This window comes from Lysobacter sp. HDW10, assembly GCF_011300685.1.
Taxonomy (GTDB): Bacteria; Pseudomonadota; Gammaproteobacteria; order Xanthomonadales; family Xanthomonadaceae; genus Solilutibacter.
Map to the genome: position 1 here is coordinate 1,372,501 of NZ_CP049864.1, position 20,615 is coordinate 1,393,115.

Sequence of the window (20,615 nt, forward strand, 5' to 3'; positions counted from 1 at the left end):
CGATGACCCAAGCAGAAACAAACGCCCCAAAGGTCAAAAAATCCGTCGCACTGTCCGGCACAGCAGCCGGGAATACCGCGCTGTGTACCGTTGGCCGCAGCGGAAATGATTTGCACTATCGCGGTTATGACATCAAAGACCTTGCCACCAAGTCGAGCTTTGAAGAAGTCGCGCATTTGCTTGTGCACGGCACCTTGCCGACGGCATCGCAACTGAAGTACTACCGCACCAAGTTGAAGCGCCTTCGCGGCCTACCCGCCGTCGTCACCGATGCGCTTGAACTGATCCCGGCCAACGCGCACCCCATGGACGTGCTGCGCACCGGTTGCTCCGTGCTTGGCACCGTCTTGCCAGAACGTGAAGGCCACCCGGCCGCTGAAGCACGTGACATCGCAGACCGCTTGATGGCGAGCTTCGGCTCCATGCTGCTGTACTGGTGGCACTTCACGCGCAATAGCCGCCGCATCGACGTCGAGACTGATGACGAAACCATTGCCGGTCACTTCTTGCACCTGCTGCACGGTCAAGCACCGACCGCGTTGGAAGCAGACGCGTTGGACAAGTCACTGATCCTCTACGCCGAACACGAATTCAACGCGTCCACCTTCACGGGTCGCGTCATCGCCGGTACCGGCAGCGACATGTATTCCTGCATCACCGGTGCAATCGGTGCATTGCGCGGTCCGAAACACGGCGGTGCAAACGAAGTCGCGATGGACATCATCAGCAGATACGACACGGCAGATGAAGCTGAAGCCGACATCAAAGCGCGTATGGAACGCAAGGAAATCGTGATTGGATTCGGCCATCCGGTGTACACCGTAGGTGACCCGCGCAACCCGATCATCAAGGAAATCTCGCGCGCACTGTGCAAGGCCGGTGGCAATCAAACCTTGTTTGACGTCTCCGAGCGCATCGAAAACTTGATGATGGATACCAAGAAGATGTTCCCGAATCTCGATTGGTACTCGGCAAGCGCGTATCACATGATGGGCATTCCGACGCCGATGTTCACGCCCTTGTTCGTGATCGCACGCACCTCCGGATGGAGCGCGCATGTGATTGAACAACGCGAAGACGGCAAGATCATTCGCCCGAGTGCGAACTACACGGGGCCGGAAGATCGCGACTACGTCGATATCGGCCAACGCTGATCAAGAAAAAAGCCGGGGCAACCCGGCTTTTTTTACGTCAAGAGAAAACTATTCGGGATGGACGTAGTAAACGATGCCGAACTTGTCATCCGTAAACAAAAAGGCATCTTGGCCAACGCGCAAGACACCGCACGGACGACCAGACACTTTGCCGTTGGTCAGAAAGCCCGTCATGAAATCGCCCAGAGGTTTGCCATTGGCAGACATTTGCACGAGCTTGTAACCATGCCCCAAACGCGTACTGCCAGAACCGTGCAGCGCCACCAAATAACTTCCGGCCAAGAGCGGGTTGTCGGCCTTAGCAAACCAATCAAAACCGAGCGCCGAGGCATGCGCATCGAAACGACCCATAGGTGTGCCCACATTCTTGCAACCTGCGGCACGCGGATACTTCGGATCTGCCTTGATTTGCGTGCCTGACACATAGCAGTGCGGCCAACCGTAATCCGTGCCGCGCTTCAAGGCATAGAAGGTTTCATTCGGCGCATCCGGGCCCAAATGATCTGCACCTTGATTGCTCGCGACCAATTGCTCACCCGTGAATTGCATCCACACTGCGTTGCGAAGCCCGCGTGCAAACACCTTTGAATTGCTGCCATCGGGATCCATTTCGAGCACAACCGCGCGCTTGTCCTTCTCAGCCGGATCTTCGATACACGCATTGCAACTGCTGCCGACCGCGACATACAACTTGCCATTCGGCCCGGCGACCACGGTGCGCGTCAAATGCCAGCCGCCATTCGCAGCACTCATGCCACGATCAGGAAAACGCGCAACGACTTGCGCTGCGCCAGACGGTGACGTTTCACCTGCCTTATAGGGATAACGCATCAATACGTCGGTCAATGCGACATAGATCCACTCTTTGCCATTCGCATCTTTCATGAAGGCGACACTGTTGGGATTGCGCAGTCCCGTCTTCCAGGGAATCACACGCGTCACGCGACCCGTCTTTGGATTGAAACCATCCAAAATGTAAATCGCGCCGCGCGTGTTGTCGGCAAGGTTGTACATGCTGGTCAAGAAAATGCGGTTGTCCGGGCTACGCGCAAAAAAGCGCGGCCGCTTAAACCCATCCGCGACAACCGAATAGGTAAACCCGCGCGGCAGATTGAGACGCATCGTGCGGCCGTCGGCCAACTTGAACGACTTCGCTACCAGCGGTTCGGCCTCTGCGACGCCCGTATGCGTCGCCATGAAAAGGCCAAGGACAATTAGGGCAAATCGCAGCACACAAGACATAGGCTCGGCTCTATGGGGGCGTCACACGCGGCAACTTATCAGCAGGCGCGACAGCACCGCCGGAAATAATGAAACTCATCGCTTGATCCACAGTCCAATCGGTCGGAATCAAGTCTTCAATGGGCACGATTTCCAAATAGCCACCGGTCGGATTCGGCGTTGTCGGCACGTACACGGCAGCCAATTCGCGGCCCGTGCCTTCTTCTTTCAAGACGCGCGTGACAAAACCCACCGTGCGCATGCCTTTCGCAGGAAATTCAATCAGCACTACGCGCTGCGTACCGTCAGGTGAGGTTTGCAGAATATCGAGCAGCTTGCGCGCGCCCGAATACACAGAGTTCGCCAGGGGCACACGTTGAATGAAGCGATCAAAAGCACGCAAGATGCGTTGCCCCACAACCCGACCAGCCACCGCGCCCACAATCAAGACGACGACAACGGTACCGATCATCGCCAGCACGCCACGCGACGTTTCGCTGGTAATCCAAGCCATCGCTGGATCACTCGCGGCAATGCTCGACAACGCTGGCTCCACCCATGGGCGACTGATGTCACTCAAGGTGACGAACACAAACCGGACAACGACCCAGGTCAACCAAATCGGCAGCAAGGTCAGCAAGCCGGTCAGGAACAATCGGCGCAAAGAGCGGGGTTGGGCTTCGTTTGGCATGTCGCGATTCTACGCTGCGTCTGTTGCGGTGTTCTTCGCGCCCTGTCTATCTTTTTTTAGGCGTACATAAATTTGCTTCCGCACCTTGGCCACCACGGTGCCGTCTTCACCGATCACATCCGTTTCAAACCAACGCAAGACCTTCTCGCCGCCAGCCGCCGCTGCGCGCAATTCTTCAACAATCTCAGGCGTCACATCAAATGAAGCGGAGACCGTGCCACGTCCTGGATTCTCAAACGAAATCTCGCCGGCGCGATCCCACACTATGTAGTCGCGCCCCAATTGATGCAGGATCAGCAACATCCAAAACGGATCGGTCATTGCGAATAAGCTGCCACCAAAATGCGTGCCGACGTAATTGCGATTCCACGGACGCATGCGCAACTCAACGCGCGCATGGCGCCAGTCGTTGCTCAGTTCTTTGAGCTTAATGCCGGCAAACAGAAACGGCGGCCACAGATTGATGCCGTGGCGAAATTTGAACGGGGTGACGCGCATGTCGATCAGGACAACAAAAGCGATGACATCTTGCGACGGTAGGCGCTGACCAGCGCTTCGTCATCAATGATGCGAAATGCATCAATCAACGCCTTGCGCGGCAATCCGTCCTGAAAACCACGGTCTTTTTGCAGCATGAAGAGAAGATGCGACAAGCCCGCCTCTTCGCGACCGCTCAGCAAATCATGCACGGCCAGCAAGTGACGTGCGGTCATATCGTTTTCATCTGTCGCAATGGCGGCCTCAAGCACTTCACGCGGCGGCGCATTTTCAAGCTGCGCTGCGAAATCGAGCTTGGCATGCGCCTTCAGTGCACGATCATCCGTGGCGAGATTCGCGGGCAGGGCATCAATCATGGTGCGCGCTTCGTGGTGTGCGCCGGTCGCCAAAAGTGCCAAGGCCAAATCAAGCGCATGGCTTGGCGTGTCCGGTTCGGTTTCATGCAAATGACGTAGCCGTACCACTTCCGCATGCGGATCCGGCGCCTCGTCGGCAGTCGGTGCATCCGCCACTTCAACTTCTGCCGCAGCAAGCGGCTCAATGCCATGGTGGCTCAGAAAGCTACGCACCTGATCTTCCGGGAGCGCACCTTGGAACCCATCGACCGGTTGACCATTGCGGAACAAATACACCGTCGGAATCGAACGAATCTGGAAAGCCTCAGCAATCTGCGGCTCGGTCTCCGTATTGACTTTGGCCAACACGAACGCGCCGTTGTAGTCGGCGGCCAACTTTTCAAGGATGGGCTTCAAGGTTTTGCATGGCCCACACCATTCGGCCCAAAAATCAATGAGGACGGGCATCTCCATCGACTTATGGATGATGTCTCGTTCAAACGCCTCGGTCGTGACGTCGATGCTATGCGTGCGGCTGGTCATGTTTTGAATCCGATGTGATGTGTGCAATGCTCCCATACACCCAGATAAGGGTGCGTGAGCGGAAATCAAGAATGATCGGTGTTGGCACGAAAAAAACAGCCCTGTTTCGTGGTCTGCCATGGGCAGGCATTTTGGCCATTTCCATGTTTGCTGCCGCATTGTATGCGGCGATTCGCGTTGCAGGGTGGCATTTCGGATTGCCCATCAGTTTGGCGGGATCCAGCCTCTCGAAAGTGGCGCAGGAATTCAATGCCGTTGGCTTCGTCGTGCCTGGCACGCTGCTTGCATACCAAGCGCTGCGGAGCCGCTTGAACATGCAAGACTCGGCAAAAAAGGGTGAACGCTTTGCGATGTGGCTGTGGCTGCTCTCAGGGACGGCGTTTGCCGCCATGGGCGCGTTCGCCTTGGACACGCACCTCGGTGTCGATGAAGGCAACAATCAACGCCACGCCGTCGCTTGGTATCTGTGGTGGTCCTCAGCGGCATTGGGCTGTATTTCCGCTGCATTCGGCAGCGAAGGCCGACTGCGCGTGTTCGCGATCTTTGCGTTCGTAGAAATCCTCTTGGGTGTCTGGTATTTGCCGTCGGTCATCCCCGCAGGCGCGGCACAAGTCTTCGCTGTTTTGGCGTGGATGGTATGGCCGTTCAGCCGTGTGGGCGTGCCGCAGAAAGAAAAGCGCGCAATTTCAGCCATTTGAGGCTGAAAAACGCCTTTGCATCTGTTCGTCGTTGCTGCGGTGCGGTACGCTGGTTCTTTGACTCATTGCAGCAATCGTGAACACGCAAGCAGCCCCTGACGCAACGCATTACGACCCCCGCAGCACCGAATCCGAGGCGCAGGCCTTCTGGTCTTCGTCACGTGCGTACGAGGTGAAAGAAACCGGCGACAAGCCGAAGTACTACTGCTTGTCGATGCTGCCGTATCCGAGCGGCGCTTTGCATGTGGGCCATGTGCGCAATTACACGATTGGCGACGTGATCTCGCGCTACAAGCGCATGGTCGGTTTCAACGTGCTGCAACCGATGGGCTGGGATGCCTTCGGATTGCCCGCAGAAAATGCGGCCATCAAAAACAAAACCGCGCCTGCGAAGTGGACCTACGCCAACATCGAACACATGCGCACCCAGTTGCAAGCCATGGGCTATGCAATCGACTGGAGCCGCGAGTTCGCGACCTGTCGTCCCGACTATTACATCCACGAACAACGCATGTTCGTGCGTTTGATGAAGAAGGGCATCGCCTACCGCAAGAACAGTGTCGTCAACTGGGATCCCATTGACCAAACCGTCCTCGCGAACGAACAGGTGATCGATGGCAAGGGTTGGCGCACGGGCGCCGTCGTTGAAAAGCGCGAGATCCCGCAGTGGTTCTTGCGCATCACCGACTACGCACAAGATTTGCTCGATGGCCTGGATCAGCTTGAAGGTTGGCCGGATTCGGTCAAGACCATGCAACGCAATTGGATCGGACGCAGCGAAGGCTTGGAAGTCCAATTCCGTGTTGAAGGTGAAGAAGCGCCGTTGACCGTATTCACCACGCGCCCCGACACCTTGATGGGTGTCACCTTCATCAGCATTGCGGGCGAACATCCGCTGGCCAAAAAGGCCGCAGAAGCAAACCCGGAAGTGGCGGCATTCGTCGCCTCGCTGAAGCAAGGCGGTGTGTCGGAAGCCGAACAAGAAACACAAGAAAAGCGCGGTATTGCAACGGGCTTGTGGGCAACGCATCCCATCACCGGCGACGATTTGCCGATCTATATTGCCAACTTCGTGCTGATGGGCTACGGCACCGGCGCGGTGATGGCGGTCCCTGCGCATGACCAGCGCGATTGGGAATTCGCCAAGGCCTATGGACTGCCGATCCACACGGTGATCGTGCCGGTGTCCGTGCGAGATGCATTGGCTGAAATCACGATGGACGAACACAACCATTCGGACATCATGCAGGCCGCACTCGGCGCGCAAACGTCGCTAGACGTCTACGAAAAAGATGCTGCGGTTCAAGTCATCACCGAATACTTGCGCAAGGTCAATGACGAGGCCGCGTTTACAGAACGCGGGTTCCTGATCAATTCGGGCGAATACAACGGCATGGATTTCAGCGCCGCGTTTGCAGCGCTGGCGAAAAACTTCGAAGAAGACGGCCGTGGTCGCGTGCAAGTGAACTATCGCCTGCGCGATTGGGGCGTTAGCCGCCAACGCTATTGGGGCTGTCCCATTCCGGTGATCTATTGCGCCGGGTGCGGTGCGGTGCCCGTGCCGGAAGATCAATTGCCGGTGGTATTGCCGGAAAACGTTGAAGACGCCTTTGCCAGTGGCCAAGTCGTTTCGCCCATCAAAGCCGATCCCGAATGGCGCAAGTGTGTGTGCCCGGAATGCGGTAAGCCTGCCGAGCGTGAAACCGACACCTTCGATACCTTCATGGAGTCGAGCTGGTATTACGCGCGCTACACCTCACCAAATGCATCAGAAATGGTGGATGCGCGTGCCAAGTATTGGCTGCCGGTCGACCAATACATCGGCGGTATCGAACACGCGATTTTGCATTTGATGTATTTCCGTTTTTACAACAAGTTGATGTTCGATGCGGGCATGGTGCCCGCCAGCGAACCGGCGACACATCTACTCACGCAAGGCATGGTGATCGCCGATACCTTCTTCCGTGATGCAGGCGGCGGTCGCAAGGAATGGATCAATCCGGCGGATGTCGAAATTCAACGCGATGAACGCGGCAAGATCATCGGTGCGCACAGCATTTCGGATGGCAGCGCGGTGCAGATTGGTGGCACCGAAAAAATGTCGAAGTCGAAAAACAACGGTGTCGATCCGCAAGTATTGGTCGACAAGTACGGCGCAGATACCGTGCGTTTGTTCTCGATGTTTGCAGCACCGCCGGAGCAATCCTTGGAATGGAGCGATGCAGGCGTTGAAGGCATGGCGCGCTTCTTGCGGCGCGTCTGGCGCGATGTCGTCACGCATGCCGCACAGCCCGATCATCCGCCCGTTGACCCAAGCGCATTGAACGCCGAGCAGAAAGCATTGCGTCGACATACCCACGAAGCGATTCAAAAAGTTGGCGATGACTACGGCCGTCGTCACAGCTTCAATACAGCGATTGCATCTCTGATGGAACTACTCAACCACGTCAACAAGTTCGATGACATGAGCGACCAAGGGCGCGCCGTGCGCCATGAAGCGTTCGAAGCCATCGTGCTGATGTTGAATCCGGTGACGCCGCATATCAGTCACAGTCTGTGGAAGGTCCTCGGCCACGCCGAAACCGTGCTTGAAGACTTACCGTTCCCAACCGTCGATCCAAGCGCGCTGACCCGCGACACACTGAAGTTGGCAGTGCAATTGAATGGCAAATTACGCGGCACGCTTGACGTCGCGCATGACGCAACCAAGGACGCGATTGAAGCCTTGGCCTTGGCCGAACCGGGCGTCCTTGCCAATCTGAACGGGATGACGGTCCGCAAAGTGATCGTTGTACCTGGACGCGTCGTCAACATCGTTGCGAGCTAAGATGAACGCGTTCCCGAACCTGGTCCGAGTGCGCATGATTCGAAAGCTCCTGATCGTCGTCTGTCTTGCCGTCCTCGCAGGGTGCGGTTTCCATCCGCGTGGTGCGATGGTGCTACCCGAAGACATGGGTCCTTTGCGCGTCGTCTCGAGCGACCCATACAGTCCCTTGGCGGAATCCTTGTCCGAAGCGATGACGCGGGCAGGGGCCATGCCCGCAGATCCGACGCTCACCACCGGCGTGACCACGCTCGAAATCCATTCCGAGCGTTGGGGCGACATTCCGATTGCAATCGATCAACAAGGCCGCGCGCTGGAATTTAGCTTGAAGTACGCAGTGGTCTTCAGCATGCGTGACACCTTGGATCGCGAAGTGATTCCACAACAAGTGGTCGAATTGTCGCGTGACTATGTCGCGCCGCCCGCCGATGCCATTGGTCGCAGCAGCGAACGCGATTTGTTGGCAAAAGAATTGCGCCGTGAAATGTCGGCGTCGATCTTGCGCCGCATTGATACCGTGTCTAAGCGCGCCCGTGCCGTAGAAGCAGCGCCGAACTAAGCGTGGAGCAGAAGCCCGAACAATTGGCTTCATCTGTCAGCGCGCAGACCCTCAAGCCTGCGTACTTGATCGCAGGCGCAGAATTTTTGAAAGTGATGGAAGCGGCCGACGCAATTCGTGCCGCTGCGCGTGCCGCAGGTGTCGACGGGCGCGACGTCTTTGATGCATCGGCAAAAGACTTTGATTGGCAGCTCGTCGAAAATGCCGCGGGCGCCATGGGCTTGTTTAGCGCGGCCAAATTGGTGGAAGTCACCCTCGCCACGGGCAAACCCGGCAAAGAAGGTGCGGCGATGATCGAAGCCTACTGCGCCAATCCACCGCCCGGTACAACTTTGCTGATTCTTGCAAACGAATGGAGCACGAAGCACGGCGGAAAGTGGAGCGATGCCATGGCAAAGATCGGCGTGCTCTCTGTCGCTTGGCCGGTTAAACCCCACGAGTTTCCGAACTGGATCAGTCAGCGCATGCGCGCATGCAAGGTGCAAGCGACGCAGAGCGCAATCGATCAACTTGCCTTGCGTACAGAAGGCAACTTGCTCGCTGCGGCACAAGAAATCGACAAGCTGGCCTTGTTGGCCAATGGCGAAATGATCGATGAAGCACGCATGGAAACGTATGTGGCGGATGCCGCGCGATTTGATGTGTTTCGACTGCTCGACGCTGCATTAAACGGTGAAGCATCCAAAGTCTCGCGCATGATTGCCGGTCTGCAAGCCGAAGGCACAGCAATTCACGCGATGCTCGGCATGGTGACGACCGAAGTACAGCGATTGGCGGCATTGGCCATCACCCAAGCGCGCGGTGGCAATTTGGCGCAGGAGTTCAAAGTGCATCGCATTTGGGATTCCAAGCAAGCGCAATACAAGCGCGCACTCGCGCGCTATCCCGCGGCGAAATGGCAGGGCCTGTTGTCTGAAATGGGACGTCTGGATCGCGCAAGTAAAGGCCGTGCAGCGGATGAGCCTTGGGTCTTGCTCGAACGCGTGCTGCTTGCTGTCGCCGAGCCGCGTGCGCACGGACTGTTGAGGGCGCACGCTTGAGTTTGCGTGTGATGTACGGCGGCACGTTTGACCCGGTACATGCAGGTCATATCGCTGTCGCGCAACAGGCGCGAGATGTGTTGAAGGCGGAAGTCATCTTGTTGCCCGCAGGCGATCCACCGCACAAAGGACCGACGCAGGCGAGTGCGCAACAACGGGTGGCCATGTGTGATTTGGCGATTGCGGGTATTCCCGGTTTGCGCGTAGATCCGCGTGAAGCGATGCGCGATACCCCGTCGTGGACATACGACACCTTGCTCAGCCTGCGCGCAGACATTGGTCCTGATGCACCCGTTGCGCTGCTGATCGGCGCAGACAGCTTCCTGTCACTGCCTACGTGGAAGTCATGGCGTGCACTGTTTGATTTAGCGCATTTCGTGGTGGCTGAAAGACCCGGCAATGCGTTGCATAGTGAATCATGGTCAGACGAACTCCGTGCGGAAGCCTTGGATCGAATCATTCGCGTCGACGGCAAGCCGGATGCAAAAGATATTGAAGTCCTGCATCAGCAGCCGGCCGGTCGCATTCTCATGATGAATCAACCCGTTTTTCCGCATTCGTCCAGCGAGATTCGCGCGCACATTGCCGCCGGCGGGACATGGGAAAACTGGGTCGACCCGAAAGTGGCGGCCTTCATCCAGCGCACGCATCTCTACCGCGCATCCTGAGCGGCAGGCACAAAAAAACCAGCCGTTAAGCTGGTTTCTTATAAATGGCGCGCCCGGAAGGATTCGAACCTCCGACCCCCAAGTTCGTAGCCTGGTGCTCTATCCAACTGAGCTACGGGCGCGCTGTGAGCTGGGAATTATGCCCATGCCAATCGGCGTCGTCAAGCCTTGAGACTTGACCAATGTAGCCGGTCGCGAGACGATAGACACTCGATAACGCTGAAGAGGTGGCCCGCGTAAGCCGGCCGAGTGTGCGACATGCGTACTACCATCCGCCAATTCTGAACCCGCCGACGCTTTCGATCTTTTTCGAAAGGCGCCTAGGCGTCTTTTTTTGTGCCCGTATTCAGTCCAGACCCATGATCAATATCACGCTCCCAGACGGCAGTCGCCGCGAATTTGAAAACCCCGTCACTGTGGCCGAAGTGGCCGCTTCCATTGGCGCCGGCCTCGCCAAAGCCGCACTTGCAGGCAAGGTCGATGGCGCGCTGGTGGATACCAGCTACCGCATCGCGAACGATGCCGCTTTGGAAATCGTGACCGAAAAGCATCCGGATGCACTCGAAGTGCTTCGCCATTCCAGCGCGCACTTGTTGGCGCAAGCGGTGCAGCGCTTGTATCCCAAAGCGCAAGTCACCATCGGCCCCGTGATCGACAACGGTTTCTATTACGACTTCGCTTTCGAACGCCCGTTCACGCCGGAAGACTTGCCAGCGATCGAAGCGGAAATGCAGAAGATCGTCAAAGAATCGCTGCCAGTCGAACGCAGTGTGATGTCGCGCGACGACGCCACGAAATTCTTCCGCGACATGGGCGAAGAATACAAAGCGCAAATCATCGAATCGATTCCATCGGATCAAGCACTGTCGCTCTACAAGCAAGGTGACTTCACCGATCTGTGCCGTGGCCCGCACGTACCGAGCACCGACAAATTGCGCGCGTTCAAATTGATGAAAGTGGCGGGCGCCTATTGGCGTGGCGACCACAACAACGCAATGCTGTCACGCATTTACGGGACGGCGTGGTTGAACGACAAAGACCTCAAGGCCTATCTCACGCAGCTTGAAGAAGCCGAGAAGCGCGATCACCGCAAGATTGGTAAAGCCCAAGATTTGTTCCACCTTCAAGAAGAAGGTCCGGGCTTGGTGTTTTGGCATCCGAAGGGCTGGCGCATTTGGCAAGTCGTCGAGCAGTACATGCGCAAGGTCTACACCGAAACCGGTTATGGCGAAGTGCGTTGCCCGCAAATTCTGGATGTGTCGCTGTGGCAAAAATCCGGCCACTGGGACAACTACCAAGACAACATGTTTTTCACCGAGTCTGAAAAGCGCACCTATGCTTTGAAGCCGATGAACTGCCCGGGCCACGTCCAAGTCTTCAATCAAGGCTTGCACAGCTATCGCGATTTGCCGATCCGTTACGGCGAATTCGGCGCATGCCATCGCAACGAACCGTCGGGCGCATTGCATGGCATTTTGCGCGTGCGTGGATTCACGCAAGACGATGGCCATATCTTCTGCACGGAAGCGCAGATCGAAGGCGAGGTGGCTGCATTCCACAAGCAAGCACTCAAGGTGTATTCGGACTTCGGTTTCAGCGATATCCAAATCAAGATCGCCTTGCGTCCGGAATCGCGCTTGGGCGATGACGCCACTTGGGACAAAGCCGAAGATGCGTTGCGCAGTGCTTTGCGCGGTGCCGGTGTCGAGTGGGACGAACTGCCGGGCGAAGGCGCGTTCTATGGCCCCAAGATCGAATACCACTTGAAGGACGCAATCGGTCGTACCTGGCAGTTGGGCACGATGCAAGTCGACTTCATGATGCCGGGCCGACTCGGTGCGGAATACGTCGACGAAAACAGTCAGCGCAAGCACCCGGTCATGCTTCACCGCGCGATCGTCGGGTCGATGGAGCGTTTCATTGGCATCCTGATCGAGCACCACGCCGGGCATTTCCCCGCTTGGTTGGCACCCGTTCAAGCTGTGGTCATGAATATCACCGACGCACAGGCGGACTATGTTGAGACCGTACAGAAGGCGCTGGTCGCCCGCGGTTTCCGAGTTGAAACAGATCTGCGCAACGAGAAAATCGGCTACAAAATCCGCGAACACGCCATGCAGCGCATTCCGTACCAGCTCGTGATCGGCGAGCGCGAGAAGGCGCAGGGTATGGTGGCTGTCCGTACGCGCTCAGGCGAAGACCTCGGCAGCATGCCGATTGAATCTTTTGCAGATCGTCTCGCGGCGGAGCACATTCCTGCATAATGTAGGCCGACCCCGGGGTCGATGAGAAACGTACCCCGGTTTTGAACCCCAACGGAGATTGCAGCATCAGTACCAATGACAACAAACAAAACCGCCGTAACGGAGAAATCCGCGTTCCTCGCGTGCGCGTTATCGGCAGCGACGGAGAGATGATCGGTGTGTTGTCTCGCGATGAAGCACTGCGGATGGCAGAAGAAGAGGGCTTGGACCTCGTCGAGATTCAACCGAACGCCGATCCGCCCGTCTGTAAGATCATGGATTTCGGCAAGTTCAAGTTCGATCTGCAAAAGAAGGCGAACGAAGCTAAGAAGAAAACCAAGCAGCAAGAAATCAAAGAACTGAAATTCCGTCCCGTCACCGACGAGGGCGACTATCAGATCAAGCTGCGCAACATGCGTCGTTTCCTTGAAGAAGGCGACAAGGTGAAGGTCAATATCCGATTCCGTGGCCGCGAAATGAGCCATCAGGATTTGGGCATTGAAATGGCCAAACGCATCGAAGCCGACCTCGGCGAAGACATCGTGATCGAATCGCGCCCGCGCCTGGAAGGCCGGCAGATGGTCATGATGATCGCGCCCAAAAAGAAGTAAAACCGGCTCAACCTTCTCCCGAATGTGGGGAAGGTGCCCCAAACGGGGCGGTACAGGCACGCTTGCGTCGCCCCGTTAAATGCGCCATACTTGGCGACCCCATTTAGGTGGGGGAAGTGGACCCGTCACGTGTTTCGCCCCTCTCAGGCGCAACCGCGACCTATTAACCGGCTTGGGCATGGATGGAAAGCGAGGTTTCGACCTCCGCCCGGTCAGTCTGAAGATCACAAGGATAAAAACATGCCGAAGATCAAAACCCACCGCGGGGCGGCGAAGCGTTTTCGCAAAACCGCAAGCGGCAAATACAAGTGCGGACACGCAAACCGCAGCCACATCCTCACCAAGAAAGCCACCAAACGTAAGCGTAATCTGCGTCAAACGAACCATGTTCGTGCAGAAGACGCAGGCCGTTTGGACCGTATGCTTCCCTATCTCTGAGGACTTGAACCATGGCACGAGTTAAGCGTGGCGTAGTCGCACGTCGCCGTCACAAAAAAGTTTTGAACCGCGCGAAGGGTTATTACAACGCCCGCCGCAAAGTTTTCCGCGTAGCCAAGCAGGCCGTCATCAAGGCCCAGCAGTACGCATACATCGGTCGTAAGCTGAAGAAGCGTCAGTTCCGTTCCTTGTGGATTGCGCGTATCAACGCCGCATCGCGCATGTACGGTCTGTCCTACAGCCGCTTCATGAACGGCCTGCTCAAAGCCGGTATCACCCTTGACCGTAAAGTCTTGTCGGATATCGCTGTGCACGACCTGAAAGGTTTCGGCGATCTCGCTGAAGCAGCAGGCAAGGCATTGAACATTGAAATCACGCGTCCGGAAAACGTTCCGCAATACGTGATGGAACCGGTTCGCCCGGCCAAGAAAGCGAAAGCCAAGACCGAAGCCGCTCCGGCTGCTGCTGTCGAAGCACCCGCCAAGAAAGCCGCTGCCAAAAAAGAAGCTGCACCGAAAGCTGAAGCTGCACCGAAGAAAGCAGCGGCCAAGGCCGGTAAAGACGACCTCAAGTTGATCGAAGGCATCGGCCCGAAGATCGCTGAAGTGTTCGGCGCCGCTGGCATCTCGACCTTCGCAGAATTGGCTGGCACCGATGCCGCCAAGCTCCGCGAAATCCTCGATGCCGCCGGTAGCCAATTTGCTTCGCACGATCCGACCACCTGGCCGCAACAAGCAGCACTCGCTGCCGAAGGCAAGATGGACGAACTGAAGCAATTGCAAGACGAATTGCTGGGCGGCCGCGCGTAAGCCAACGCCCAAGCTTCAATCGCGTTGCGTGCGCGATTGGAACGTCGAGTGAAACCCGATGGGGGAGGGCGCGAGTCCTCCCCCATTTTCATTTGCAAACATGCGAAACAAGCAGGAAACACGGTAAATTGCTGTCATGACCGACAACGAATCATTGAAACAACACGCCTTGGCGGAAATCGCCAACGCCGACACGCCTGAAGCCATCGAGGCATTGCGCATCGCGCTGTTCGGCAAGAGCGGCACGATCACCGCGCAGCTGAAAACCTTGGGCACTTTGGCCTCGGATGCACGCAAGCTTGCCGGCGAAGCACTCAACGCCGTGCGTACAGAAGTGCAAGACGCGCTCAATGCGCGCAAGCAACTGCTCGATCAAGCCGCTGAAGATGCGAAGGTCATGTCTGAGCGCGTCGACATGACGCTGCCAGGACGTCATGCGGAACGCGGCGGATTGCATCCGCTGACACGCGCCACAGAACGCATCATCGATATCTTTGCGCGCATGGGCTACGTGGTCGCCGAGGGACCTGAAATTGAAGATGATTGGCACAACTTTGAAGCGCTGAACTTCCCGCCGCATCACCCCGCGCGCGCCATGCACGATACGTTCTACTTCGGCGATGGTCGTCTACTGCGGACGCATACCTCAGGCGTCCAAATTCGCTACATGAAAGAACAACAACCGCCTTTGCGCATGATTGCGCCGGGGAAGGTGTATCGCAGCGACAGCGATCAAACCCATTCGCCGATGTTCCATCAAGTCGAAGGCCTGCTGATTGACGAGCACGCGAATTTCGCAGACTTGAAAGGCACAATCGCCGCATTTCTTCGCAGCTTCTTTGAGCGCGATTTCGAAATGCTGTTTAAGCCGACCTATTTCCCGTTTGTTGAACCGGGTGCCGACGTTGTCATCAAGTGGGAACTCGACAACGGCGAATCACGTTGGCTCGAAGTGCTCGGTTGCGGCATGGTGCATCCGAATGTGTTGACGAGCGTGGGCATTGATCCTGAGAAGTACACGGGCTTTGCTTTCGGCATGGGTGTCGAGCGCTTGGCGATGTTGCGTTATGGCGTGACAGATTTGCGCGCCTTCTTTGAAAATGACGTGCGCTTCCTGCGCCAGTTTGCGTAAGGAGATCCACGCATGAAATTCTCAGAAAATTGGTTGCGCGAACTCGTGCCGGACTTGCCGGCCAGCGAGCAGCTCGAACACCAACTGACGATGATCGGCCTGGAAGTCGAAGGCAGTGAAGTGCTCGGTGCAGATCTGGATCGCGTCGTCGTTGGCGAAATCGTCGCGTGTGAACGTCACCCCGAAGCAGACCGCTTGCAGGTGTGCCGCGTCGACGCCGGTGCACATGGCACGCTGCAGATTGTGTGTGGTGCGCCAAACGCACGCCAAGGTTTGAAAGCACCTTTGGCCATGGTCGGTGCAGAAATCGGCGAGCTGAAAATCAAATCCGCGAAACTGCGTAATGTCGAATCCAACGGCATGCTCTGTTCGGCCAAGGAACTCGGCTTGGATGCCGACGCATCTGGCTTGCTTGAACTCCCCGCAGACGCACCTGTCGGCCAACCGCTTGTCGAGTATTTGGGGCTGCCAGATCGCGTCATCGAATTGGGCCTCACGCCTAACCGCGCTGACTGCTTCTGCGTGCAAGGCATTGCCGCAGATATTGCGGCTGCCAATGGCGTCTTGCTTTCGCGCGAAGTGCAGGCACATGTCGGCGCCGAAATCGACAGCGCAGTTGCGGTCACACTGGATGCAGGTGCAGCTGCGCCGCGCTATGCAGGCCGTGTCATTGAAGGCATCGATGCCACCGTCGCCACACCGCTTTGGATGGCAGAACGTTTGCGCCGCAGCGGCATTCGCCCGGTGAGCTTCTTGGTTGATGTCACGCAGTACGTGATGATTGACTTGGGCCAACCGATGCACGCCTTTGATCGCGATCTGCTGAAGGGTCCGGTGGCCGTGCGTTATGCGCGCAAGGGCGAAAGCGTGAAGCTCCTGGACGGACGTGATGCAGCGCTGGAAGAAGACCTGTTGGTCATCACTGATGCAGACCGTCCGGTCGCGCTCGCCGGCATCATGGGCGGCATGGATACGCGCGTTACCAACGTGACGCGCACGGTGTTCTTGGAAGCCGCACATTTCGCGCCCGAAGCCATCATTGGCAAGTCGCGCCGATTTGGTTTGCACACAGACGCATCGCATCGTTTCGAGCGAGGCGTCGACCCGCAACTGCCCGCGCTCGCCATCGAGCGTGCGACCCAACTCATCATGGATTACGCCGGCGGCAAGCCAGGCCCTGTGGTCGTGATCTCGCGTGACGCGGATCTGCCGGTACCGGCGCCGGTTCACTTGCGCCGTGATCGTCTCGACCGCGTGCTCGGTGTGCATGTGCCTTCAGAAGACGTTGAACGCATTCTCAAAGCATTGGGCATGGCGGTTGCGCCTCAGGCCGATGGCTGGCGTGCAACGGCGCCGACGCGTCGATTCGACATCGCCATCGAAGACGACCTGATCGAGGAAGTCGCACGCATTTACGGCTACGACCGCATTCCGACGACCCTGCCGGCGGCCGGTGCCGAGATTCACGCGCCGACAGAATCGCGCGTCACGACGCTCGCCTTGCGCACACACATGGTCGCGCGTGATTGGCAAGAAGCGCTGTGCTTCGCCTTTGTTGAACTGTCGTTGCTTGAACGCTGGCAGATGGCAGACGCACATGTGCCGCTCGCGAACCCGCTGAGCGCGGAACTTGGCATCATGCGCACTTCATTGCTGCCAGGCCTTGCGCAAACATTGGCTTATAACGTGGCGCGTCAACAAAGCCGCGTTCGCCTGTTCGAACTCGGCAATGTCTTCCATGCAAATGGCAATGACGCACCCATAGAAACCGGCTTGTTTGCCGCAGTGGCAACCGGTGATTCGGCCGCAGAACAATGGGCGAGCAGCGCGCGCGCCTTTGACATTTTCGATATCAAGGGCGAAGTCGAAGCCTTGGCTGCGATGTCGCAATGCGAACTGACATTTGAACCTTCTACGCCCGCACATGCACATCCGGGCCGGTCCGCAGACATTTTGCGCGACGGCAAGAAAATCGGTTGGGTCGGACAATTGCATCCGCGCTTGCAAAAGCAATTGGATGTCGACACGCCCGTGTTTGCGTTCGAGCTGGACGTGAATGCGTTGGTGCAGCGCAAAGTGCCGCGCGCGGAAGCCTTGTCCAAGTTCCCGACCGTGCGCCGTGATCTCGCTTTTGTCGTTGCTGAGTCCGTCTCTTGGGCGAAAATTTCTGAGGCCGTGCATTCAGCGGCTGGCGAATCCTTGAAAGCCTTGCTGTTGTTCGATCGTTACAGCGGAAAGGGCATAGAAGATGGGTCAAAAAGTCTCGCCATGGGCTTGATTCTTCAAGACAATTCCCGCACTCTGACTGATCTGGATGCCAATCAAGTGATGCAAGCCGTAACTGAACGGTTGTCACGCGATTTCGGCGCCGCGATCAGATCTTGAGGGGAAGAGATGGCACTGACGAAGGCAGAACTCGCCGACCATATCAATGAGCAGGTCGGGCTCAATAAGCGCGAGTCGAAAGAATTTGTCGATTCGTTCTTCGATGCTGTGAGTGATGCTTTGGCTGAAGGTCGCCAAGTGAAGTTGTCGGGTTTCGGCAACTTCGATCTCCGTCGCAAGAATCAACGCCCGGGTCGCAATCCGAAAACCGGTCAAGAAATTCCGATCAGTGCACGTACCGTTGTCACCTTTAAGCCCGGTCAAAAGCTGAAGGAAAGGGTGGAAGCACGTGCTTGATCCCGGCAGCAATAAAGAACTCCCACCCATTCCCGCAAAACGCTATTTCACCATCGGTGAAGTCAGTGAGCTGTGCGATGTCAAACCGCACGTACTGCGCTATTGGGAAACTGAATTTCCGTCGCTGAAACCTGTGAAGCGTCGCGGCAACCGCCGCTACTACCAACGCACAGACGTCGTGATGGTGCGCCAGATTCGTGGCCTCTTGTACGAGCAGGGCTACACCATCGGCGGCGCACGTTTGCGCATCGACGGGGAAGCCAACAAAGCCGCAGCGATCTCGCCCGGCGGCAGTGATAGCTACCACGCGATCCGCGTTGAACTGGAAGCCATCCTCGATCTCTTGGCCCGTTAACGGCTATAATGACCGTCCTTTTCGGGGTATAGCGCAGCCTGGTAGCGCACCAGTCTGGGGGACTGGTGGTCGTCGGTTCGAATCCGGCTACCCCGACCAAATTCAAAAAGCCCTTGGTGCAAACCAAGGGCTTTTTTGTTGTATGGTTGGAAGCTGAACGCGGCCATCGCCAACGGGGCGCGTGAAACTCAGGTCCGGGCGCGACGTTTCGAGCGTTTCAGAAAAGCGATCGTCCGCTTCTCCCATTGCCGTCCTGTGCGTGTGCGTGCCGAGATCCCTGCCAGTTCACCCGAACGCCAGCCTTCCGGTACGACCGGATCGATATACGCCTTGCGGCACACGCTCACTGTGTTTCCCAGCGCGTTTGCCACATCGGCGACGACGGCGTTTTCAACTTCGGACAAGGCGCGATCCGTCCCCAGTTTGCCATCCTTGCCTAGGGGTCGCTCTGTTTCTGCAAACAACCGGAATGCCAAGTGTGTAGCGGTCCATGTACGGAAGTCTTTTGCGGTAAATGAATCACCCATCACTTTATGCAGCCAATCGTTCACGTCATCCGATCGCACCGGGACGCGCTGTCCGGATTCGTCGATGTACTGAAAGAGCGATTGACCTGGCAACTGTTGGCAGCTGCGAATCAATTTGACCAAGCGTTTGTCGTTCAAGATGACGTCGTGCGATTGCGCGGATTTTCCCTTGAATTTGAATCGCGCACGACCGCCGCGAACGAACTCGATATGGCGATTGCGCAATGTCGTCAATCCGAAAGAGTGATTCTCCTTTGCATACTGCGCATTGCCGACGCGAATCAAAGTATCCGCCAACACAGCGACCACCAGGGCAATCACCTTTTCTCGTGGAAAGCCATTTGCCTTGAGTGCCGCCCTTACCGCTTGGCGCAAACGCGGCAAACTTTCAGCGAAAGCAACAACGTGTTCGAACTTTCCGGTTGTGCGTTGCGCATTCCATTCGGGGTGATACCGGTATTGTTTGCGACCTTTTGCATCCCGTCCTGTCGCTTGAAGGTGTCCGTTTGCGATGGGGCATATCCAAACGTCTGTCCACGCTGGCGGAATCGCTAATGCTTGGATGCGTTGCAAAGATCGGGCACTGACCAAGATGTGGCCACGGGATGTTTTGTAGCGAAAGTGCCGACCCTGCCGCAGGCGCGTAATGCCCGGGACGTCGTCATGGACATAACGCAGTCCCGAAGCTTTGGCTGCCCGAGATTCAGATCGCTCGTGATTCATGACGCTCATCCATTTGCGCTTTGACACTTCCCTATGTGAAAGTCTGAGCGACCTTCGCCGCTCAGACGCAATGCGTCAAACCTGCGACACCCGTTCTGATCTTTTGCGCATGTGAAGTATCACCGTCTGTATCGCCAGTACCACGGCAATCAGGAGGGCAATCCAAGCCGCTTGTTGGCTGCCTTGTAGCGTGGAATCGCTTTGCTTGACGTACACCGCAACCAGCGCCCAAACGGCCGCGAGCGAAAAGGGAATGTTCCCTCGCATACGATGATTGAAAAACAACAGCAGCGCTGCAGCAAACACAAAGAGCGCGATGCTCCACGACAACATGTCGTCGGTCGGCAACAGTTTGTAAGCAACGATCACTTGGGCGAGATTTAGGAATGCCGCCAATGCGAGCCAACCTGCGTGTATTGAAAGGGGTTTCCACGCCCAATGCCGTTGACCTTGTATCGGCAACGCATCTTCGGAAAGCATCAATACGCTGCGCAGCAAGCACGCAAAGGCCGTGAATATCAGTAACAAGCACAGCCAGAACTGACTCATCGCGAACATGGGCATCCATAAGGTGGTGCATGCGAAGCCCGCCGCTGCGTATGGCGCGATGCGCGCGAGCGTCGGATCCGTTTTTCTAAACGCAGTGATTTGCCAGCCGGCATAGATCAAGTCATACAAAAAGATCAACGCCCAGATTGAAAATGCATAGCCGGATGCAATCAGCAACGTAGGGTAGCGATCTGACATCGTGCCGTTGTCGGGGCCGAACGTGCCGGTATTCGTGAGCCATGCCACGATGGGCATCGCAATCGCAAACAACACAACAAGAATTCGCATGGGTCACTCCGTTCTTGTGGACGTTCA

18 protein-coding genes, 2 tRNA genes and 3 pseudogenes are annotated in these 20,615 nt (G+C 56.9%); 16 read left to right on the forward strand and 7 right to left on the reverse strand.

From position 1 onward, the window contains the following. Positions 1 to 2: 2 nt before the first annotated feature. Positions 3 to 1,154, forward strand: a complete 1,152-nt coding sequence (gene prpC / locus G7069_RS06590) for a 2-methylcitrate synthase (RefSeq protein ID WP_166295479.1) — start codon at positions 3 to 5, stop codon at positions 1,152 to 1,154. Positions 1,155 to 1,202: 48 nt separating this feature from the next. Here the strand turns inward: prpC and G7069_RS06595 are convergent, their stop codons facing one another. The 4 genes from G7069_RS06595 to trxA are packed head-to-tail and all read right to left on the reverse strand — an operon-like array spanning position 1,203 to position 4,442. Beyond that, the gene (locus G7069_RS06595) at positions 1,203 to 2,351 is read right to left on the reverse strand and encodes a glucose/sorbosone dehydrogenase (RefSeq protein WP_166295481.1); all 1,149 of its coding nucleotides are present in this window, start codon (positions 2,349 to 2,351) and stop codon (positions 1,203 to 1,205) included. A gap of 55 nt (positions 2,352 to 2,406) precedes the next feature. Beyond that, positions 2,407 to 3,066: a DUF502 domain-containing protein gene (locus G7069_RS06600; protein WP_166295483.1), complete on the reverse strand. Its 660-nt coding sequence runs from the start codon at positions 3,064 to 3,066 to the stop codon at positions 2,407 to 2,409. Positions 3,067 to 3,075: 9 nt separating this feature from the next. Beyond that, positions 3,076 to 3,564, reverse strand: coding sequence for a DUF4442 domain-containing protein (locus tag G7069_RS06605; RefSeq protein ID WP_166295485.1), 489 nt, complete (start codon positions 3,562 to 3,564; stop codon positions 3,076 to 3,078). A gap of 5 nt (positions 3,565 to 3,569) precedes the next feature. After that, entirely contained in the window at positions 3,570 to 4,442 is an 873-nt protein-coding gene (gene trxA / locus G7069_RS06610; RefSeq protein WP_166295487.1) for a thioredoxin, read from the reverse strand. A 71-nt stretch (positions 4,443 to 4,513) separates the two neighbouring features. Here trxA and G7069_RS06615 point away from each other — a divergent pair, with 71 nt between their 5' ends. The 6 genes and pseudogenes from G7069_RS06615 to nadD all read left to right on the forward strand — a co-directional run bounded on the left by G7069_RS06615 (position 4,514) and on the right by nadD (position 10,231). Beyond that, complete coding sequence (locus tag G7069_RS06615; protein ID WP_205758700.1) at positions 4,514 to 5,140, forward strand: DUF998 domain-containing protein; 627 nt, start codon at positions 4,514 to 4,516, stop codon at positions 5,138 to 5,140. Between the two features lie 76 nt (positions 5,141 to 5,216). After that, positions 5,217 to 6,395, forward strand: a pseudogene (gene leuS, locus G7069_RS10760) (leucine--tRNA ligase); the annotation flags it as partial. A gap of 111 nt (positions 6,396 to 6,506) precedes the next feature. Next, positions 6,507 to 7,967: pseudogene (locus G7069_RS10765) on the forward strand (class I tRNA ligase family protein); the annotation flags it as partial. A gap of 1 nt (position 7,968) precedes the next feature. Further along, positions 7,969 to 8,523 (forward strand): LPS assembly lipoprotein LptE, encoded by a 555-nt coding sequence (gene lptE / locus G7069_RS06625; RefSeq protein ID WP_240912500.1) that lies wholly within the window; start codon positions 7,969 to 7,971, stop codon positions 8,521 to 8,523. 2 nt (positions 8,524 to 8,525) lie between these two features. Next, a complete protein-coding gene (gene holA / locus G7069_RS06630) occupies positions 8,526 to 9,563 on the forward strand; it encodes a DNA polymerase III subunit delta (RefSeq protein ID WP_166295493.1) in 1,038 nt (345 codons plus the stop codon). Beyond that, complete coding sequence (nadD, locus tag G7069_RS06635; RefSeq protein WP_166295495.1) at positions 9,560 to 10,231, forward strand: nicotinate-nucleotide adenylyltransferase; 672 nt, start codon at positions 9,560 to 9,562, stop codon at positions 10,229 to 10,231. The genes holA and nadD overlap by 4 nt, the downstream gene beginning before the upstream one ends. Before the next feature lie 45 nt (positions 10,232 to 10,276). Here the strand turns inward: nadD and G7069_RS06640 are convergent. After that, positions 10,277 to 10,353: transfer RNA gene (locus G7069_RS06640), tRNA-Arg, on the reverse strand. 237 nt (positions 10,354 to 10,590) lie between these two features. Between G7069_RS06640 and thrS the strand changes: the two genes are divergently transcribed. The 9 genes and pseudogenes from thrS to G7069_RS06690 all read left to right on the forward strand — a co-directional run bounded on the left by thrS (position 10,591) and on the right by G7069_RS06690 (position 18,600). Continuing rightward, positions 10,591 to 12,495, forward strand: coding sequence for a threonine--tRNA ligase (gene thrS, locus G7069_RS06645; protein WP_166295497.1), 1,905 nt, complete (start codon positions 10,591 to 10,593; stop codon positions 12,493 to 12,495). A gap of 65 nt (positions 12,496 to 12,560) precedes the next feature. Beyond that, a complete protein-coding gene (gene infC, locus G7069_RS06650; protein WP_305055023.1) occupies positions 12,561 to 13,085 on the forward strand; it encodes a translation initiation factor IF-3 in 525 nt (174 codons plus the stop codon). A gap of 240 nt (positions 13,086 to 13,325) precedes the next feature. Further along, positions 13,326 to 13,523 (forward strand): 50S ribosomal protein L35, encoded by a 198-nt coding sequence (rpmI, locus tag G7069_RS06655; protein WP_166295503.1) that lies wholly within the window; start codon positions 13,326 to 13,328, stop codon positions 13,521 to 13,523. Positions 13,524 to 13,534: 11 nt separating this feature from the next. Continuing rightward, positions 13,535 to 13,840: pseudogene (gene rplT / locus G7069_RS06660) on the forward strand (50S ribosomal protein L20); the annotation flags it as partial. A 628-nt stretch (positions 13,841 to 14,468) separates the two neighbouring features. Further along, a complete protein-coding gene (gene pheS / locus G7069_RS06670; protein WP_166295506.1) occupies positions 14,469 to 15,464 on the forward strand; it encodes a phenylalanine--tRNA ligase subunit alpha in 996 nt (331 codons plus the stop codon). A 12-nt stretch (positions 15,465 to 15,476) separates the two neighbouring features. Next, positions 15,477 to 17,849, forward strand: a complete 2,373-nt coding sequence (gene pheT / locus G7069_RS06675; RefSeq protein WP_166295508.1) for a phenylalanine--tRNA ligase subunit beta — start codon at positions 15,477 to 15,479, stop codon at positions 17,847 to 17,849. A gap of 9 nt (positions 17,850 to 17,858) precedes the next feature. Beyond that, entirely contained in the window at positions 17,859 to 18,146 is a 288-nt protein-coding gene (locus tag G7069_RS06680) for an integration host factor subunit alpha (protein WP_166295511.1), read from the forward strand. Further along, positions 18,139 to 18,501 (forward strand): MerR family transcriptional regulator, encoded by a 363-nt coding sequence (locus tag G7069_RS06685; RefSeq protein ID WP_166295514.1) that lies wholly within the window; start codon positions 18,139 to 18,141, stop codon positions 18,499 to 18,501. The genes G7069_RS06680 and G7069_RS06685 overlap by 8 nt, the downstream gene beginning before the upstream one ends. Positions 18,502 to 18,523: 22 nt before the next feature. Continuing rightward, positions 18,524 to 18,600, forward strand: a tRNA-Pro gene (locus G7069_RS06690). An 89-nt stretch (positions 18,601 to 18,689) separates the two neighbouring features. Here G7069_RS06690 and G7069_RS06695 read toward each other — a convergent pair. Together G7069_RS06695 and G7069_RS06700 are read right to left on the reverse strand one after the other, a co-directional pair. Next, on the reverse strand, positions 18,690 to 19,751 hold the full coding sequence (locus G7069_RS06695; RefSeq protein WP_240912501.1) for a DNA topoisomerase IB: 1,062 nt from the start codon (positions 19,749 to 19,751) through the stop codon (positions 18,690 to 18,692). Between the two features lie 75 nt (positions 19,752 to 19,826). Continuing rightward, positions 19,827 to 20,588: a hypothetical protein gene (locus G7069_RS06700; RefSeq protein WP_166295520.1), complete on the reverse strand. Its 762-nt coding sequence runs from the start codon at positions 20,586 to 20,588 to the stop codon at positions 19,827 to 19,829. Positions 20,589 to 20,615 lie beyond the last annotated feature (27 nt).

Bases quoted from the DNA above. Each gene is read 5' to 3' on its own strand.
- prpC (WP_166295479.1), top strand. From the start codon at position 3: ATGACCCAAGCAGAAACAAACGCCCCAAAGGTCAAAAAATCCGTCGCA.
- G7069_RS06595 (WP_166295481.1), bottom strand. From the start codon at position 2,351: ATGGCGACGCATACGGGCGTCGCAGAGGCCGAACCGCTGGTAGCGAAG.
- G7069_RS06600 (WP_166295483.1), bottom strand. From the start codon at position 3,066: ATGCCAAACGAAGCCCAACCCCGCTCTTTGCGCCGATTGTTCCTGACC.
- G7069_RS06605 (WP_166295485.1), bottom strand. From the start codon at position 3,564: ATGCGCGTCACCCCGTTCAAATTTCGCCACGGCATCAATCTGTGGCCG.
- trxA (WP_166295487.1), bottom strand. From the start codon at position 4,442: ATGACCAGCCGCACGCATAGCATCGACGTCACGACCGAGGCGTTTGAA.
- G7069_RS06615 (WP_205758700.1), top strand. From the start codon at position 4,514: ATGATCGGTGTTGGCACGAAAAAAACAGCCCTGTTTCGTGGTCTGCCA.
- lptE (WP_240912500.1), top strand. From the start codon at position 7,969: ATGAACGCGTTCCCGAACCTGGTCCGAGTGCGCATGATTCGAAAGCTC.
- thrS (WP_166295497.1), top strand. From the start codon at position 10,591: ATGATCAATATCACGCTCCCAGACGGCAGTCGCCGCGAATTTGAAAAC.
- rpmI (WP_166295503.1), top strand. From the start codon at position 13,326: ATGCCGAAGATCAAAACCCACCGCGGGGCGGCGAAGCGTTTTCGCAAA.
- pheS (WP_166295506.1), top strand. From the start codon at position 14,469: ATGACCGACAACGAATCATTGAAACAACACGCCTTGGCGGAAATCGCC.
- pheT (WP_166295508.1), top strand. From the start codon at position 15,477: ATGAAATTCTCAGAAAATTGGTTGCGCGAACTCGTGCCGGACTTGCCG.
- G7069_RS06680 (WP_166295511.1), top strand. From the start codon at position 17,859: ATGGCACTGACGAAGGCAGAACTCGCCGACCATATCAATGAGCAGGTC.
- G7069_RS06695 (WP_240912501.1), bottom strand. From the start codon at position 19,751: ATGAATCACGAGCGATCTGAATCTCGGGCAGCCAAAGCTTCGGGACTG.
- G7069_RS06700 (WP_166295520.1), bottom strand. From the start codon at position 20,588: ATGCGAATTCTTGTTGTGTTGTTTGCGATTGCGATGCCCATCGTGGCA.